The organism is Halomonas salinarum, assembly GCF_012062845.1.
Taxonomy (GTDB): domain Bacteria; phylum Pseudomonadota; class Gammaproteobacteria; order Pseudomonadales; family Halomonadaceae; genus Onishia; species Onishia salinarum.
Genome location: NZ_WWNB01000018.1, coordinates 33,332 through 50,700, shown reverse-complemented (window position 1 = coordinate 50,700; position 17,369 = coordinate 33,332). Strand labels below are relative to the sequence as shown.

14 protein-coding genes are annotated in these 17,369 nt (G+C 50.6%); 6 read left to right on the top strand and 8 right to left on the bottom strand.

Translation table 11 applies throughout. The features are described 5' to 3' along the window. Positions 1-259 precede the first annotated feature (259 nt). On the bottom strand, positions 260-1,402 hold the full coding sequence (locus HF027_RS12490; RefSeq protein ID WP_168016158.1) for a hypothetical protein: 1,143 nt from the start codon (positions 1,400-1,402) through the stop codon (positions 260-262). 86 nt (positions 1,403-1,488) lie between these two features. On the opposite strand from HF027_RS12490, the gene HF027_RS12485 reads away from it, so the two are divergent. After that, on the top strand, positions 1,489-1,731 hold the full coding sequence (locus HF027_RS12485) for a helix-turn-helix domain-containing protein (protein ID WP_168016156.1): 243 nt from the start codon (positions 1,489-1,491) through the stop codon (positions 1,729-1,731). A gap of 159 nt (positions 1,732-1,890) precedes the next feature. Here the strand turns inward: HF027_RS12485 and HF027_RS12480 are convergent, their stop codons facing one another. Genes HF027_RS12480 through HF027_RS12450 form a run of 7 tightly spaced genes read right to left on the bottom strand, consistent with a single transcriptional unit; the run spans position 1,891 to position 11,079 of the window. Next, positions 1,891-2,649 (bottom strand): M48 family metallopeptidase, encoded by a 759-nt coding sequence (locus tag HF027_RS12480; protein ID WP_168016154.1) that lies wholly within the window; start codon positions 2,647-2,649, stop codon positions 1,891-1,893. Beyond that, on the bottom strand, positions 2,649-5,948 hold the full coding sequence (locus HF027_RS12475) for a type I restriction endonuclease subunit R (protein WP_168016152.1): 3,300 nt from the start codon (positions 5,946-5,948) through the stop codon (positions 2,649-2,651). The genes HF027_RS12480 and HF027_RS12475 overlap by 1 nt, the downstream gene beginning before the upstream one ends. Before the next feature lie 39 nt (positions 5,949-5,987). Beyond that, positions 5,988-6,470: a hypothetical protein gene (locus tag HF027_RS12470; RefSeq protein ID WP_168016150.1), complete on the bottom strand. Its 483-nt coding sequence runs from the start codon at positions 6,468-6,470 to the stop codon at positions 5,988-5,990. Then, a complete protein-coding gene (locus HF027_RS12465; RefSeq protein WP_168016148.1) occupies positions 6,467-7,762 on the bottom strand; it encodes an AAA family ATPase in 1,296 nt (431 codons plus the stop codon). Before HF027_RS12465 ends, HF027_RS12470 begins: the two co-directional genes overlap by 4 nt. Further along, entirely contained in the window at positions 7,747-8,967 is a 1,221-nt protein-coding gene (locus HF027_RS12460) for a restriction endonuclease subunit S (protein WP_168016146.1), read from the bottom strand. The genes HF027_RS12465 and HF027_RS12460 overlap by 16 nt, the downstream gene beginning before the upstream one ends. After that, positions 8,957-10,480, bottom strand: coding sequence for a type I restriction-modification system subunit M (locus tag HF027_RS12455; RefSeq protein WP_168016144.1), 1,524 nt, complete (start codon positions 10,478-10,480; stop codon positions 8,957-8,959). The genes HF027_RS12460 and HF027_RS12455 overlap by 11 nt, the downstream gene beginning before the upstream one ends. A 14-nt stretch (positions 10,481-10,494) precedes the next feature. Then, positions 10,495-11,079 carry a restriction endonuclease subunit S gene (locus tag HF027_RS12450; protein ID WP_168016142.1) on the bottom strand — a complete coding sequence of 195 codons (585 nt, stop codon included), beginning with the start codon at positions 11,077-11,079 and terminating at the stop codon, positions 10,495-10,497. Between the two features lie 107 nt (positions 11,080-11,186). Between HF027_RS12450 and HF027_RS12445 the strand changes: the two genes are divergently transcribed. From HF027_RS12445 to HF027_RS12425, 5 genes are read left to right on the top strand one after another with little or no spacing between them, the layout of a single operon-like run. After that, positions 11,187-12,605 (top strand): site-specific integrase, encoded by a 1,419-nt coding sequence (locus HF027_RS12445; protein WP_168016140.1) that lies wholly within the window; start codon positions 11,187-11,189, stop codon positions 12,603-12,605. 4 nt (positions 12,606-12,609) lie between these two features. Then, a complete protein-coding gene (locus tag HF027_RS12440) occupies positions 12,610-14,523 on the top strand; it encodes a hypothetical protein (protein ID WP_168016138.1) in 1,914 nt (637 codons plus the stop codon). Beyond that, a complete protein-coding gene (locus HF027_RS12435) occupies positions 14,520-16,496 on the top strand; it encodes a hypothetical protein (protein ID WP_168016136.1) in 1,977 nt (658 codons plus the stop codon). Before HF027_RS12440 ends, HF027_RS12435 begins: the two co-directional genes overlap by 4 nt. Beyond that, a complete protein-coding gene (locus tag HF027_RS12430) occupies positions 16,493-16,861 on the top strand; it encodes a hypothetical protein (RefSeq protein WP_168016134.1) in 369 nt (122 codons plus the stop codon). Before HF027_RS12435 ends, HF027_RS12430 begins: the two co-directional genes overlap by 4 nt. A 10-nt stretch (positions 16,862-16,871) precedes the next feature. Further along, entirely contained in the window at positions 16,872-17,291 is a 420-nt protein-coding gene (locus HF027_RS12425) for a secondary thiamine-phosphate synthase enzyme YjbQ (RefSeq protein ID WP_168016132.1), read from the top strand. Positions 17,292-17,369 lie beyond the last annotated feature (78 nt).

The window sequence follows — 17,369 nt, the reverse complement described above, 5'->3', positions numbered from 1 at the left end:
ATATCCCCATATCAGCTGAGACTGATATTCTAACTATCCTGCCCTTTCTGTATCTCCACTTTCTGGTTCTCCAGGGGATCCCTACCATGACCACGCTTCAGCAGCCGGCTGCCATGGTAGTGATATGCTCCCTCCAACCACTGCTCATCGAGCTCCGGCGCATCGTCAGGATCTACCCAATCCCTTTCCGTATCTGTACTGTCATCACTCATAGTTTCCAACGTTCTTCTATTTGGTTGATGAAGGTTTCTCCGACCTACTACACAGATAAAGGCTTCTCCTGCTTAATCAGCTCATGTAATGGGCATTCAAATCCACCATCATCAGTCCCCAGCACCATGTTAAAGACGATGCGACTCAGCGAGGACTGAGGAAGATTATAGTTCCTATGGAACGGCTTCACATCCCAGCCATTGGCCAAAGCCCGCTCCATGTTCCGTGAGATGTTTCCTACGACAGAGTTAGCTGCCTGCCTTTTGCTGATAGAACTTCTCATATAATAGGCGGCTGCGTCCTTAGCGGCTCGCCAAATGAAGTTGTAGACCTGGGCCACACTGAACTTCTCTAAGCACTGGCTTAGAACCTGCCGAGTTTTCTCCCCCGGCGACAGGTACAGCTGATGATCCTCAAGAATAACCTTCAAAAAACCGAGGCATTCATTCAGTTGGACCTCCTTGCATAGCGTTATGAATTCCGGCGCCTGTCGGAAGCTTTGTACGGTTTCCTCATCGAAAAACTCATTGATCAGCGCCGTGATCTGATCAGCGCCTAAAGCAAGGTTAAACGCACACTCACCAAGATCGATACTGAACCGATCATCTTCCTGAAGTTCGACCGCTTCAAGACGCGTATCCAGGCAGATTAACAGTAGGTGGTCGTCAATCAACTGCCGAAGGACTTTGTGGTCATAGACAAAATCTGGCGACAGGGTACAAGCAGGATAATCATCTAGCGGCTCAATGATACTGAAGTTTTCATCGCCTAGCGCCTGAATCGCAGCTAACAGATAGATTTTGCTGGTTAGGCCCAGCGTTTTTAGATCTGGCATGTTGTTTTCCGCCGACTGCCGCATTTTCAGGATCAAGTCCCTCTTCTTGTCGGCGATGGCTTGGCGCTCAGCGTCCATACATGCTTTGCAGACCCGATTCTGAAGCCAGCGACGCTCCTGGTATTGACTGCGCGTGCCAAAGCGGTACGGCTGTTTGCAAAGCCCACAGCAGATGTCTTCCCGCCATACGAAGGCGTACTGCTCGACGTACTTGCTGACCACATGGGGCTTCATCCCATGAGTGGACGCAATCTCGCGTATCTTGAACGCAAACTCGCCTTCCTCAGTCTGTCGCCAGTAGTCCGCGCAGATCCGAGCGTTCTGCTCGTCATCAGTGAGAATCTCCAACTGCATCCAGGCTACTCCAAATGGGAATCATAGTCCGTGGAATTGTATGCAGTGGGCCGTGATAGTTCCATCCTTTGGATGGAGCGAAATCGATGCGGGACGAGAAGCTGGTGGCATTCGGCCAGAGAGTCAGAGAGCTTCGAAAAAACAAAGGGTTATCTCAAGAGGCCATGGCTGCACTGGCCGGGGTGGACCGTAGTTATATGGGCCACATCGAGCGCGGTGAGAAGAACATCACCCTGACCAAGATCTACCAGATCAGCGAAGCCCTCAGCATCGAGGTCGCCGACCTCTTCCCCCGCACCGCAACCCCTAGCGTGACTTCTTCGGATTGACGAGCCCTCGTCGCTTCTTCATGAGTTGCGCTTTCATCCAGTGGCCCGCCTCACGCATCTCATCACGGAGATCCTGAAGCTCCTGCGCGCTGAGACGCCGAAACTGACCGTGTTTCCCGGCCTCCGGCTCACCTGATCCGTGCGCCATACCTGCCTCCCTCAGTCGATCAGCCGGCCTGCCATGTCATCTAGCCTGGCCTTGATGCCCTCCCACTGTGGCATCACCTGCCCCATCAGGCGATAGAAACGTTCGCTATGGTTATGCTCCGCGATGTGACACAGCTCATGCAGGATGACGTAATCTACGCATTCCCGTGGCGCCTTCACCAGGTGCGGATTCAGCGTCAGACGCCCCTGAGGCGAGCAGCTTCCCCAGCGCGTTTGCATGGCCTGCACCCGCATCGGTGGGCGCTCAGAGACCCAGAGGGCCTGTTCCAGCATGGCGTCGAGCCGCCGCCCAAACACCTCACCCGCACGCTCCCGATACCAGCGTGCCAGTAGCTGTCTGACCTTGTCGGGCCGCTTATGGCGAACGCGCACCTCAAGCCGACCGCGTAGCAGCTTGACACCTTGTCGCTCCGTCAGCGTCTCGATCACTTTCAGAAGGTGCTGCCTGCCCAGGTAGTAATGGCTTTCGCCACTCACATAGCGGCGTGGGATCACGTATTCATTCTGAGCGCGAAACTGGCGTAGCTGTTGATAGATCCACCGCGCCCGCTGCCGAACAGCATCGAGCACCTCATCGTCACTGGCTTCCCGTGGAGCCAGGGCTTCGACCCGGGTATCCGGATGGACCTTGATCAGCACCCGATTGATGCCTTGGGACCGGTCCAGGCGCCGGATGGTGATACATTCGTCGCCATAACGAAACACCAGCTCGCGACCATAGAGAGCGGCATCAGCGATCATGACGCTCATTATGTTGCCAATCCTACTCGGGTGATCTGAACAATGCTCTCCACAATCTGTTTAGCCTGATCCATGCCCGCGCCCACGGACTTGCACTGCCTGAAGACCACCGGCAACAGTTGCTTGCGTATTGCGGCTTCGATGTTCTGCGGATTGATGGAGTGGACGGCTACCGCGTCGTCGACCACCTCACAGGCCTCGAATGCCAGATTGATCCAGAGTTGTTGAACCTGGGGGTCGTCACTGGACAGCACCTTAGGCAACGCCTGCTTGAAGACACCATACACCGCCTGAGCATGCCGATTGTCCTGAAAAGCATCGGGCAGTTCATCTAGTCGGCGCTCGCTGACCTGCTGCTCGAACTCCTTGAACAGAAGATATTGTTTCAAGGGGTGGTCGAACAGCTTCTCAGCCTCCTCGATGGCCTGGCGCAGAAGAGCCGAGAAGGCTTCCCGGGCGTAAGGGTCATCCTTGAGGTCCTGCTCAATCATCTTGGTGACCCGAGTCTTGATGATATCCGTCTCGTTGCGGGTCTTGTCCTCGCTCCAGTCTTCTGGCGCCTGCTGTGCTCCCATACGGCTAACTTCGTAGGCCCCGTCCGCTTCCTGAATATCGACACCAACCACATGGCGATCCAGCAGCTTCTTGACCTGCTCCACGTAGTCGTCGTAATCCACGGACTCGCCAGCGTCTTGCTGGACCAGCTGGCGAAGGCTGGAGAACTGCTTGAGAGTCTCCTTGTAATGACGACGATCGTCGTCGGTGAAACTCGAGTCCTCGAAGAAAGTGGATGATTGCAGAGCGACCTTTAGGCAGCTGGCAAAGGCTGTCAATGCTTCGTAGAAGTCCTCTCTGACCTTCTGATGCACATCAACCAGCTCGGGATTTCCTCCCGGCGAGGCGGAATCTAGAGTTTCCATACGCGGGACCAGCACTTGGCGTAACTGCTCGATATCCTGCTTATTCGTCACCCCTTCGAAGATGGACCACAGCTGGGTGTAGAGCTGGGGCAGCCGCTTGTACTCCGTACCCATGGAGTGATAGAGCCCCTCGATATCGTTGATATCGAAGCCCCCCTGGGTGCGTGAAGCCAGGTCCTGATACTGGGCGATGGTGGTATCCAACTCAGCCAGAATGCCGCGATAGTCGATCAGGAAGCCAAAACGCTTCTTGTCGTGCAGGCGGTTCACGCGAGCAATAGCCTGGATCAGGTTATGGGACTTAAGCGGCTTATCGATGTAGAGCACCGCATTCTTAGGCTCATCGAACCCGGTCAGCAGCTTGTCGACCACGATCAGCAGCTTGAGGTCATCATCCTTGTTGAAGCGCTCTATCACACTGCGGGTGTAAACCTGTTCTTCCTGGTTGCCGACATTGTCTTTCCACCACTGCTGCACCTCCGGCAAGGTGGTTTCATCCACCTCGGTGTTACCTTCACGGGTGTCCGGTGGGCTCATCACCACCGCCGACTCGAACAGTCCGGCCTCGTCCAGGTACTTCTTGTACTTGATGGCTGAGCTCTTGCTGTCGCATGCCAGTTGGCCCTTAAGGCCCTCCGGCACGTGCTTGACGAAGTGGTTGGCGATATCGAGTGCGATCAGACGAATACGATCATCGGCACTGTAGATCTGCCCCTTCCTGGCCAGCTTGCGTTTGAGGTCGGTCTTCTGAGCGTCTTCCAGCCCTTCGGTGATCCGCTCGAACCAGGCATCGATGGCCCGCTCGTTCACATCCAGATCAGGAATACGCTCTTCATAGAGCAACGGGGAAACTGTCTTATCCTCTACGGCACGCTGCATGGTGTAGGCATGAACGATGGGGCCGAACTTGTTAGTGGTTCGGTCCTCCTTCAGCAGGGGGGTGCCCGTAAAGGCCACAAAAGCGGCATTGGGCAACGCCTGCTTCATGCGGATATGATTCTCGCCACCTTGGCTGCGGTGCCCCTCATCGATCAGCACGATGATGTCAGAGCTGTCGTTATGGCACTCCGGTAGCTTGGTCGCGGAGTTGAACTTCTGAATCAGCGAGAAGACGATACGCTCGTTTCCCTTACCAATCTGCTCAGCCAGGCGCGTGCCAGAGGTGGCCATGGCCGCAGCCTTGTCCTTCTTGGTAGCCAGCTCGCCACCGGACGTAAAGGTGGCACTCAGCTGGCTCTCAAGATCGATCCGGTCGGTGACGATGACCAGGCGGCACTGCTTGAGCGATTCGTGCAGGATCAGTACCTTGCTCAGAAACACCATGGTGAAGGACTTGCCGGAGCCTGTGGTATGCCAGATGACACCACCTTCTCTTCCCCCATCCGGACGCTTGGTGTTGATCCGCTCGATCAGCCGCTTGATACCGAACACCTGCTGATATCGTGCAACGATCTTCCCGGCCTTCTTGTCGAACAGGGTGAAGAAGCGCGTCATCTCCAGCAGACGCCTCGGTGAAAGCAGACTGATCAGGAGCCTGTCCTGGCCGGTCACGGCCAGTTCGCCGCCCCGCAGGCGCTGTTCGTACCATTCGCGGTCTGCTGGTGGGCGATGACTGAAGAGCGCATCAAGTTGCTGCGCCGAGAGCGGCGCATTCTTGAGCGCATGCATGTCGGCTTCCGGAATATCTTCCTCGCTCCAGGTCGTCCAGAATTTCTCTGGTGTATGGCAGGTGCCATAGCGCCCCTCGTGACCATTGATAGAGAACAGGAGCTGGCTGTATGCGAAGAGCTGCGGAATCTCGTCATAGCGCTGGTTACGTAAGCACTGAGATATGCCTTCCTGCAGAGTTGGCCCCTTGTGGGACTGACCATCGGGGCGTTTGGCCTCAATCACCGCCAGGGGGATACCATTTACGAAGCAGACGATATCTGGCCGGCGCGTATCGACGCCTCCCGCGCGAGCAACGCTGAACTCTTCTGTGAAGTGGAAGCTGTTATTCTCTGGGTTAGCCCAGTCAATTAGCGCTACTGTCGGATTGGCCTTACGGCCATCTATGAACTCGGTTACTGAGATACCGTAGAGTAAGTGATTGTAGAGCTGCTCGTTGGCTGTCAGTAGGCCTTCATTTAGAGCGGGCGCAGATACCTCCTCAACCAGGTTGTCAACTGCGATTTTGGATAGAGAGTGAGATTCACCTCCAAAGACAAAGCGTCGTTTTTCAAGCTCCTTACGCAGGATATTTCGGAGCACAACCTTATCAGGCTGATGACCACGTGCATCCAATGCCTGAGCAGGTGTGATGAACGACCAGCCTAATTGAGCCAATAACGAGAGAGCAGGAAGCTTGGCACTGCATTCTTCCTGAAACTTAGGAGCGTTCTGAGTCATTTCCATCTCATTAACTTTCCAAAAACGATCTAAGGCTAACTATGGGACATAGTGATAACAACGGAGATCACTATCCAGCGACCAGATAAAAATTTCAGACATTGAGAAACGTTCAACACATTTCTCAAATTCTTTAATAATACTTAAATCGCCAAAGCTAGTCCCTTCACCTGTTTTTTCTTGACTTTTGTTACGGCCAGCATGATTAGGAAATTCATGAAGCCATCTGAGGACTTCGGTAGCAGCAGGAAAATCACTCGGACGATAAGGTGCAGCTCCAGAAAAAGCACCTTCCACAACCTCACAGAACCGACCAGCGACACTTCGCCTTTGGTTACCATCACCATTTTGTGCAATATGATTGCCTGTTTCGACAATAGTAGCCATTGGCAAAATAAAGGTCATCCCAAGCTGGGCGTACTCAGAATAAGACTCAACAACTTGATCTTTATCAGCATTCTTTCCAGGGACATTCAAAAGATTCAAGAACACGCAGGTATCAATAAGACAGACAGAGCTCATTGGTCGTCCCCCTGCATTTTGGCCAACCAATCCATCGCATTTTGTTTTTTATCGTCTGGCGTCACAGGAATCTTGATAAAACGATCAACCACACCGTTAGTTACCAGCTCACCCAGCGGGCCTTGTGATACAAGCCCGACATAATCATCAAGGTCAGACAATCTAACCAAACAACTATCACCAACCTCTGGATTACGATAACAGAAGACCACATCACCTAATGATCTATCTGGCAAAGCATCCATTAGCGCCGGGTTATGTGTAGAAAGCAGAAGGTGCACATTGCGACTCTCAGCTTGCTCGCGCATTGTAGCCAACAGCTGGCGAGCCCTAGAGGGATGCACACCATTGTCGACCTCTTCAATGACTACAGTAGAGCCTTCTGGTGCAGACAGGATGGAGGCAGCAATTGCCAACACACGCAGAGTTCCATCAGATAGCAGCTCAACGGGATACTTTCGTGCCTGCCCACCAAAGCTCTCTATAAGTTCAAGTGCCACTTGACCACGGCGATCTTCAAAAAACTCAATATCTTGAACATCCTGCTCAGGAAGGCTTTTAATAAACTCAATGATAATAGGACGAGCATTACTGTCTTGCCATAAGCTATATAGGACCCCAGACAAGTTAGCACAGTCACCACGCAACTGTTTTTCTGGGTAACTCTCACCTCTCATCAACGAGGGCACCGGATCTAAAAACAGAGTGTTTTCTAGCAGCTTCTGGAGCCTCCCGGTAACCTTGGGAATTTCAACTTGAGCCTTTTTATGTCCGGACTGGAACATAGCCGAGCTCGCCAACTGACTCATGATCAAAATCTGATCTGTACAAGTTACCTGTGGCTTTTTTCCGCCTTTAGCAAAATTGTTATACGCCACCCTCACATCCGTGCTCAGGCCTAAAGAGGGCTGTTCAACCCTGTAAAGAGGGAATCCTTCACTGGGAGACACAATGCTTTCATTAGTAATATGTAACTCAGAATCTCGCAGTGTCACCTCGACATCAAACTGATTCCAGACAGAATCATCTGTCCTGCACCCTAGTTGAAAACTCTCCGCACCTAGATATCCTAAGTCCTTAACTTGACCGCGTAAAATCTGCTCGGAATCATCAACCCGATGCTTCAATACCGATAATTTCTGCCCTTGGCTTAACCAGCATAAAAAGCGGAAAGCTTCCAGTGCATTACTCTTACCAGACGCGTTCGCTCCGATCATCAACGTCAGCGGAGAGAGGTGCAGGACCTGAGCTTTGTAGCTTTTGAAATTATTAATATTTATTTGCTTAAGCATGTGAAATCCTCAATATCCACCCTGCGCTTACCAGTCAACAACTGTTGCATCAGGGCTTTCTTCTCTTTCTTTAAGGCATCGATTTTCTGTTGCAGGGCATTGACTTCTTGATCAGCAAAAGATAACACAACTGCAATTTTCTGCTGTTCCTCTAAGCTTGGATATGGAAGTTTCAAAAATGAGAAGTCGTCGTAGCTAACTTGCTTCCCATCCCTGATTCCAATCACCGTAACAGCAAGATGACCGATAAAGTCGTAGGACTTGTAATATTGCTTATAAAAATCTTCATCTATCTTTTTGATTGGCTCCAACACTGTATATGCAGGGCTTACCAACCCCCTATATTTAGAGCACTCCAGTCCGCCCTGGAACGACCGCAAGCTAATGATAAAATTCCCAGGAACAACCAGTTTGTAACCTTTGGTAGAGCCATCAGGCATCACTACTCGGCGTTCTAGCAAAGAGCGTGGCAACACACCTTGATTTTGGGTTACCGCAAGCAATTCTTCACTATCAGAGTTATTTCTCCTGGAAACCGTCTGAAAGAGCTCGCTCGCTTTAAGCCACTTCCACTCACCACTAAACCTAACCCCATTTTTATCCAGCAAGCGTTTTTTTCCGGCAAGAAGTTGCTGCATCAAGGATTTTTTCTTCTTATAACTATTGGCGAGTAGCTGCTCAGTCGCGGAGATAGCCTTATCCCAAGCGGAAAGAATTTGGGCGATTTTCTTTTGCTCTGAGAGCGGAGGTACCGGTACACGAATCGCCTTTACTAGCGCCCCGCTTAAGTTGCTTTGGCCAGCAGAATTACTCATCCCTCGGATACTCTCATACTGGCTCAGAAGAAAGTTAAAATGAAACCTAGGATCTTGAGTACTATTAAATATAATTGCAGAACAATTTTGGTTGACCGCTGCTTCAAAACTCAAGAGTGCAACTTGCCCTCTAGTTTTCCCTTGCCCGATCATCGCAAGCAGTACAGTGCCTGATGGAACCAACTTAGCTGATGATTTTTTTAGTCCTTCCTCGGTGATATACTCTTGAACATCTTCATAATGCAACACACAGTTTTGCACCTCAGTTGTACGCACCCAAGGCACTTTTCCATTATCCCAATACCCCGGCTTCGCCTTACTGGGTGTTCCACCAGATGTGACGATTGCGATGTCAGAAAGAGGCTTCACATCCCACTCATTAGGCACCATAGCCAAGCTCCTCCAGATACTTGGCCATTTCACCTTCCAACTCAGCTAATTTGGCTTTCAGCTGTTCACGCTCGGCACGCACAGCCAGCAGGTCGATTTCTTCTTCCTCTTCAAAGGTATCAACGTAGCGGGGTATGTTGAGGTTGTAGTCGTTTTCCTGAATTTCATCCCGAGCGGCCAGATAGGCATACTTATCGACGCTGACGCGTTCACGGTAGGTCGCGACTATCTTCTGGATATTCTCTGCAGTCAGTAGGTTTTGGTTCTTACCGGCCTTGAATTCACGACTTGCATCAACGAAGAGCACCGAATCATCAGATTTCTGCTTCTTGAAGATCAAAATGGCTGCCGGAATACCAGTGCCATAGAAAAGCTTTTCGGGCAGACCGATAACAGCGTAAAGCAGGTTTTCATCAATCAGCTGCTTGCGGATCTTGCCTTCGCTGGAGCCACGGAACAGCACACCGTGAGGCACCACTACGCCCATGCGGCCAGAAGACGGCTTCAGCGTCTCAATCATGTGCTGGATAAAGGCGTAGTCTCCCTTTGTCTTGGGCGGGATGCCCCGACGAAAGCGACCGAACTTATCATGGCTCGCATCGTCATGGCCCCACTTATCGAGACTGAAAGGGGGATTCGCCGTGACGATGTCGAACAGCATGAGTTCGCCGTTTCGGTCCAGCAGCTTCGGGTTGCGAATGGTGTCGCCCCACTCAATCTTGTGGTTGTCCTCGCCATGAAGAAACATGTTCATCTTGGCAAGTGACCAGGTGGAGCCGATAGCCTCCTGACCATAAAGGGCATACTCGCGGCTGCCGTAGTTAGCCACCACCTTACGCCCACACTTCATGAGCAGCGAACCTGAGCCACAAGCAGGGTCACTGATGGTGTCGCCCGGCTGCGGATTCAGAAGCTCTGCGATCAGGTCTGATACTTCCGGTGGCGTATAGAATTCACCGGCCTTCTGGCCACCATAGGCAGCGAAGTTCTTGATCAGGTACTCATAGGCATTGCCGATCACGTCCAGTGAGCCGACTCGGCTGGGCTTGAGGTTAAGCTCCGGCTTAGCGAAGTCCTCCAGCAAGTGGCGCAGAATGGTGTTCTTCTGTTTCTCTTCCCCGAGCTTGTCGGTATTGAAGGAGATGTCCTGGAATACACTTTTGCCCGCGTCCTTGAGCTTAGTGCCGTTGGCTTCCTCGATGGCGTGCAGGGCCTGGTCGATCCGCTCGCCATTACCCGGCTCGTGACGGTGCTCCCAAAGCGTGTAGAAGCTGGCATCACGTGGCAGGACGAAGCGCTCGTTCTTCATCAGCTCTTCGATCAGCTCCGGCTCGTCGCCGTAGTCGGCTCGGTAGCTCTCGTAGTGGTCCTGCCATACATCCGAGATGTACTTCAGAAACAGCATCGTGAGGATGAAATCTTTGTAGGTGTCCGCGCTGATGGTGCCGCGAAACGTATCACAGGCCGCCCACAGGGCCTTGTTGATACTGTCCTGGTTGATTTTCTCGTTCATTGAGTCATGTCCTGTCATGGGTTGCATTCATCCTGATGGCCCAGCAGATCGGCGGCCAGTGCCGACTGCAGCGCCGAATTAGCGGCCAGTTGTTCATGCAGCAGCCTGCGCTCCTGCGACAGCGTATCGATCAGCCCGACCCACTGATGCTGCCGCTTGAGCGGGGGAACGGTAATGGGCAGCGATTCCAGTACACGACGCCGGATGCTCTTGGTCAGGCTACCTTCGGCGTTCTGCTCCAGGAAGCGCTGGCAAGGACGCTGGTTGATCAGCCAACAAAGGTATCGGGGGAGGATCTGCTCCAACTGGGCTTTCACCACGTAGAAATGCGGCGCCGCCACGCAGTAATCCTCGGCCTGAGAATCCACCTCGATTGCGTAGTAGTGACTGCCTCGGGCAGCCACAAGCAGGTCGCCCGGCTTGAGCCAATTCGGCGCTCGCTTGCCGGCGAGTACAGTGCGGGTACAAGAAGCCCAGTCGATGCTGCCATCCGCGATGTCTCGCATTTGCACCACTAGAGCCCCCCCTTTCGGGACATCGGCAATCTTGCCCCGGAACGGGTAGCCCGCCTGGATACTTGCTAGGTCGCCCAGCTGCATATTGATCTCGTTTCATCGTCAATGATGCAGAATACTGGTTTGCCTTCTCACTCCTGTCAAGCTATTTTCGTCTCATCGCCATTGATGCAATAAAAAGGTACATGGTAGTGAAGGCTTCACCGACACAGGTGCGCGTTGAGGTACTGCGCAAGCTGGACTGTTACCAGCCGTCCGTCTCCCAGAGACCCTGCCCAGAGGCATGGCAGTGTTCCCCCCGTGATGGGCGGCCCTTCTGGGCGGAGCGCCTTCCAAGCCATTTCCGGGACAACTGCTATCACTACCCAGTGGTGCTAGATCCGGACGGTAGCCCCTGGCAAGAGGCCAACCGCTACCTCTTGAGCCGGCTAGCTGACATCTCGCCGATCAGCCATCGCACCTTGGAGTCTATCGCTGGCGACCTCGCTCATTTTCGCCAGTGGCAGCTCGATGACGATATTGATTTCCTCAACGTCCCCGGACGCCCTCGTGCGCGCCCGACCTATCGCTACTGCGCTTACCTGCATGATCTCGTGGGCTTTCAAAACATCAAAGCCAGCACGGCCAAACGCCGCATGAGTACAGTGCAGAATTTTTATCGCTGGCTGGAGCATGATGGTGTTCGTTTCCCCCACCCCCTATGGGTCGAGAGTGACACGCACCTAAGCTTCAAGGATGCGAAAGGCCTCCAGCACCAGAAGCAGGTCAAGAGCACTGACTTGACCCGATCGTTCCGCATAGCGCGACAAAGTAACGATTTCAGCGAATACCTGGAAGACGGCGGCAAACTGCGGCCGCTGCCGAAAGACGAGCAGATAGCCTTAGTCGAAGCACTCAAGCGCATTGGCAATACCGAGATGACACTGACGTTCCTGCTCGCCTTGACGACAGGCGCCCGACTGCAAACCGTCTTCACGCTTCGCTCGAAGCATGTGGCCTCACCACCACGTGACGGCACCGTATCGAAGCGAATCAAGGTCGGGCATGGCACATTGGTCAACACCAAGTATGGCAAGCAAATGACGCTGCTTGTGCCAGTCTGGCTCTACACCAGGCTCCAGATATACAGCCAGTCACTGCGCAGATTGCAACGGGTGGCGAAAAGTCAGCACACCTATCCGGAGGTTGATGAGCAGTACCTTTTTCTGACCCGAGCAGGTCAGCCTTACTACATGGCCACAAATGACCCTTTTGCGTTTCTATATCGCTCTCCGCCACGCGGTAATGCTGTGACTCAGTTCATGCATCAACAACTGATGCCAAACCTGAATCAGCATGGCCATGATTTCACCTTTCGATTCCACGACCTCCGCGCCAGTTTCGGCATGAATCTTGTGGAGAGCCTGTTTGATCAACATAGCGAAAGACACGCTACCGATGAACAGCGGCCCGAGTTCTTTCAGGCATTGATGTACGTGCGTGAGCGAATGGGTCATAGCCAACTCAGCACAACTGAGGGCTACTTGAATTACCGGAAGAAATTCAAGGTCGCTAGCCACCTGCAAAGCGAGTTTGAATCCTTCTTGGAACGAATTATTAAGGAAGAGTGAGTCTATGGCCTGGATGGAGCGCAACACTACAGTATATAAACTTTCGGACCTCCCCTTCGATACGCAAGGCAAGCTTACCCTGATTGCCCCGCACTTGGTTCGTGTCTACATTCCCGGTTACAAATTCCCGATGGACGTTGGCTCCTGGTGTTATTCAGTCCGCAGACGCAAAAGTGGAGATAATACAAGGGAGGAAAGTGTTATCAACCTAGTGGATACGGACAGTTACCGTACGGGTCGAAGGACTTTTATCACAAACTACCTTGACTATCTCAGTCAGCATATACGACTAGGCAAATCACCAGCCAGCCTCAAAACATCAGTCGGTCAATTTCAACGCTTTGTTAACTGGTGTGACGATAGCTACGTGCAAGGCCTGGACTCCCAAAAGCATTATATCGATGCAGTTGGGGTATTCACAGATTATTTAATTGACCTTGTACGAAAGAGTCAGATGAACATCAATACCGCCGCCACTCTTCAGCTAGTGCTCTTCACTGCTGGTAGAAATATCTACTCTGATCGTTATGGTGATCTTTTCAGAGGTGTTAGAAAAATTAGTCGCTCATTTAGAGCGGTTAACATAACTGAAACACCTGAGCAAAAACAAGCACGATCGGCACTAAAGTTCTACACATCATTATTCCACCAACTGTGTGACTTTGTCATTGACTTTGAGCGCTTCCCTAAGAGACTAGAATTTGAACATGGCTACTATTGGTTTTTTCCTACTCAGATGCCATTTGCGGGCCCCTCAAATATCGAGAAAAAAACTCAGAATGGGAAAAACTATAAAGCTTACGACTATATCAATGGAACGATATTCGGCGCTGAAGAAATAGCACGAAAAATGACACAGCACCGCTCCCAAGCACAAAATGCAAAGGTTGCTAGAAATAGAGCATTAAAAAGAATCGATAAAGCCAATAATGATGGATACAGCATCCATAGGATGAGGGCCGCATCAATGGCCTTTCAGGCTTTCATGATGCTATTTTCTTCCAGCACGGGTATGAGCCTCGGACAGTTCGCCTCCTTAGAGTGGTCAGACGACTACCAGGTCGGCATCGATCGACAGGGGTTTCGATCAATCAAGTATAGGGCAGGCGCAAGACCGGTTGAATTCTACATTGAGGCTAGGTTTCTCAACCTTTTCAAGAAAGCATTAAGGTTGCGAGATCACTTGATCAAAGGAACCGGAAGGGAAAGCTTTAACTATCTTTTCTTCTCCTTCAACGGGAAAGATATCTACCCTCTATCCATGAACCTATCAACGGACTTCCATCGAAGGCTTGAAATATGCTTCGACTTCAAAACCAAAATAACAACTCGCATGTGGCGAGCCCACAAGAGTAACTGGCTACTTGAAAAAGCTGACTTAAGCACCACCGCTACGCTATTACAGAACACACCGGAGACGGTGATAAAGCATTATTCTGAAGGCTCTGACCAGCAAGCCAGCAAAGAGCTGACGGACTTTTTCACCAAGTTTAAAAACGATACCATAATCTCCAATGAAAAGCCTACCAACTCTATCGCCACAGGGCAGTGTGTCGAGCTTCACTCACCCACCCCCTCTTCAAGCTCACATATCCAGCCAGACTGTAAAACACCGGAAGGGTGTTTATTTTGCAAAAACTTCCGTGTTCACGCAGACACTATAGATTACAGAAAAATCTTAAGCCTCAAATACATACTTGAGCAATCAAAGCATTTAGCTTTCAATGACCATCACTTCGAGGAAATGCTTCAACCGGTCGTAGATGCCATCAACAGCATAGCTTCACAGATAGAGGCATCGGGCAAGCTCTCCAAAGTTGATGCACAAGAAATACAAAGCTCAATAAAAGACGAAGAGTTGTTGTCTAAATACTGGGCCAAGAAGCTTAAACTTATGGATGACCTGGAGTTAATATGATGAAAGCACAGGCCTACTACCCAAACTTTTCATCACTGGCCCAGGACATCGCCAGTGCGCCTGCCCCATTTACTCCAAATGAAGTGGGCCAACGCCCTCTTCCTGATTTTGTTGTATCAAAGACTCTTGAGGGCAAAACACTATCTATCTATTCAGATGACGTATGGGATTTTAGACCCTATCGCCTGAGTGGCAACACTGGCAATGCAAGATTCAATTTCAAAATCTTCAGCAACAGCACAAAAGAAGAAGTCAAATGGCTGATGTTCCTCTTATTATTTATGGTAGATTCTGGGCGAGCATCGGGTATCAGCATCAGCACCACGATGACATATTTCAAAGCAGTCAGAAGTCTGGCCAAATACTGTGAGAACCATGGGCTAACTATCAAAGAAGTGCTTCAGGCGGAAGACGAACTAACCAAATTTGTGGGCAAGATTACAACGAGAAGCCTTCTTGCTGGTCTATCTTCCATGTTATCTCACCTAATCACGCTACCAAGCGCAGCATCAGAGTATAAAATATTATCCAATTTCAAGTTCGAGACGGTAAAGAGAAGACTACACAGCTTGGGCGAAGACAACCAGCATCCGGTGATCCCCAACAGAATTTACTCAGAACTGATACGGCAGCTGGATGATTTCTTTGAAGATCTCCATGAGATCAAAGACCAGCTGCAAAGGTTCATTGAGTCAATCCTTGACTGTGACCGTTATGCACGCTCTCCAGCTTTACAAACAAAGATTGGCTATGGCAAAAAAGATTTCAAACCTTTTTTCAAGGAAGCTGCGCAAGAACACGGCATCTGGGAGTACCTAGTCAAGTACAAAGTTAAAAACATGCCTTCTCTGTCAACTTTTCTTACGCGAATTCAGCATGGCGCTCGCATTGTTCTACATATCTACACAGGAATGCGAAGCTCCGAATCACTGAGCCTTCCAACTAATTCGCTGACAGTATCCAATGGCACTTACAAGCTTTTAGGGACAACCAGTAAATTTGTGGGTCAAAAAAAGGCTGTTAGCTGGATCACCAGCCAAGAAGCAGAAAGAGCTTACGAGATAGCCGACATGCTCGCCAGGCTCGTTTCGCAAAAGATAAAGCTACCTTATCAAGAAACTCCATTATTCATATCAACTGGGTATCTTTCGCTTTTCACTCGGGTTGACTATGATGCTATCAACATAATCATGGGTGATGCTTCAAGCAAATCTCATGAAATCTACAACCTTCTTGATCAAGATGCATTCAGAGTTACTGAAGACGACCTCAATGAGCTTGATAAAATAAATCCTTTTCGTGCCTGGGAAAGTGAGAAAGCCTTTGCAGTGGACAGCATATGGCGATTTACGATCCACCAGTTCAGACGTTCGCTTTCATTCTATGTCGCGCAATCGGCTCTAGTTTCTCTCCCCTCGCTCAAAAGGCAGCTAAAGCACGTTAGTAGAGAAATGACTATCTACTACTCTCAATCCAGCAACCAAAACTATAACGCCACTGGCCAAGAGCACATTGCTCAGCTTATCAAACGGGAAAAACCAGAAGCAGACGCCATTGCCTACATTAGTGACGTTCTGAGTTCCAGTGAGCCTCTGTATGGGGCTCATGGCACCTTTATCGATCGAAACAAACCTAGCAGTAACAAAAAACTGGTCTTTTCGGATAGCAGGGAGGAGCTAATAAAACAGTTCAAAAAGGGTGAAATCGCGTATACTCAAACACCATTGGGTGCCTGCACTACGGTTGCTCCCTGTGACCAGAAGCTGCTTCGTTCGATGACCTCCTGCCTAACGTGCTCTAGGTCAGTAATCAAAAAGAGCAAGCTTGATCGTGTCATAGCCAGGCAGAAATTGTTTGTTGTCGAGCTGGAAGACACCGCTCCTGATAGCGTGGAGTTTCGCACAGAAAAGGAGGAACTTCGCCATCTCCTCGAATACAAAGAGCGCGTCATGAGCAAGGCAGGTGAGCAATGAGTGCATTGAGCGATTATTGGGAAGCGTTAAGTAGACTGCGTTCCAATACGCCGGTCAAGGTTCCCAAGAGCAGCCCCATTAACAAAGATACTGTTGCACTTGAGGCTGGTCGAAAGCGAGGGTCTATCAAGAAGTCTCGTGCTTCTTTTTCTGAGCTGATCGAAGCTATTGACGATGCGGCTACTAACATAAATCACCCATATCAATCGATTGACAACCGACTGAAAGCTGAGAAAAGTGCAAAGAACAACTACCGTGAACTCTACCATCAAGCTCTCAATCGTGAGCTGATGCTTATGGAAAGACTTGCTCAGCTTGAGAAAGAGATTGAAAGCCTAAAGACAGTTGTTCCACTTCGAAAATAGGAGATGAGTTATGTGGATACAGAAAGAAATTACTTTGAAGCCGCGTTCTCGTGGCTTTCACCTGATCACCGATGAGGTTGCACAGGCTATCGACGACATAAAGAATATAAAAACTGGCTTACTGAGTGTTTTTATAAAGCATACTTCAGCTTCATTGACGATTAACGAAAATGCAGACCCGACTGTACGAAACGACTTCGAAAGCTTCTTTAATCGTGCAGTGCCTGAAGATGAACCTTATTACCAACACGTATTTGAAGGGAGTGACGACCTTCCAGCACACTTAAAAAGCAGCATTCTGGGTCCCAGTGTTCAGATTCCTATCTCTAATGGGCGAATGAATATGGGCACCTGGCAAGGTATCTATCTATGCGAGCATCGCAATCATGGCGGCAGCCGGCGCATCGTCATTACTGCGCATGGTGAGTGACAGAGATATGGACAAAATCGTGAGTGAGGTGTCCATACGCCAAGGAGTCAACATGGACAGCCAGGAAAGCCCTTCTTC

Bases quoted from the DNA above. Each gene is read 5' to 3' on its own strand.
- HF027_RS12465 (WP_168016148.1), bottom strand. From the start codon at position 7,762: ATGCTTAAGCAAATAAATATTAATAATTTCAAAAGCTACAAAGCTCAG.
- HF027_RS12490 (WP_168016158.1), bottom strand. From the start codon at position 1,402: ATGCAGTTGGAGATTCTCACTGATGACGAGCAGAACGCTCGGATCTGC.
- HF027_RS12460 (WP_168016146.1), bottom strand. From the start codon at position 8,967: ATGGTGCCTAATGAGTGGGATGTGAAGCCTCTTTCTGACATCGCAATC.
- HF027_RS12480 (WP_168016154.1), bottom strand. From the start codon at position 2,649: ATGAGCGTCATGATCGCTGATGCCGCTCTCTATGGTCGCGAGCTGGTG.
- HF027_RS12425 (WP_168016132.1), top strand. From the start codon at position 16,872: ATGTGGATACAGAAAGAAATTACTTTGAAGCCGCGTTCTCGTGGCTTT.
- HF027_RS12475 (WP_168016152.1), bottom strand. From the start codon at position 5,948: ATGACTCAGAACGCTCCTAAGTTTCAGGAAGAATGCAGTGCCAAGCTT.
- HF027_RS12430 (WP_168016134.1), top strand. From the start codon at position 16,493: ATGAGTGCATTGAGCGATTATTGGGAAGCGTTAAGTAGACTGCGTTCC.
- HF027_RS12455 (WP_168016144.1), bottom strand. From the start codon at position 10,480: ATGAACGAGAAAATCAACCAGGACAGTATCAACAAGGCCCTGTGGGCG.
- HF027_RS12450 (WP_168016142.1), bottom strand. From the start codon at position 11,079: ATGCAGCTGGGCGACCTAGCAAGTATCCAGGCGGGCTACCCGTTCCGG.
- HF027_RS12470 (WP_168016150.1), bottom strand. From the start codon at position 6,470: ATGAGCTCTGTCTGTCTTATTGATACCTGCGTGTTCTTGAATCTTTTG.
- HF027_RS12485 (WP_168016156.1), top strand. From the start codon at position 1,489: ATGCGGGACGAGAAGCTGGTGGCATTCGGCCAGAGAGTCAGAGAGCTT.
- HF027_RS12435 (WP_168016136.1), top strand. From the start codon at position 14,520: ATGATGAAAGCACAGGCCTACTACCCAAACTTTTCATCACTGGCCCAG.
- HF027_RS12440 (WP_168016138.1), top strand. From the start codon at position 12,610: ATGGCCTGGATGGAGCGCAACACTACAGTATATAAACTTTCGGACCTC.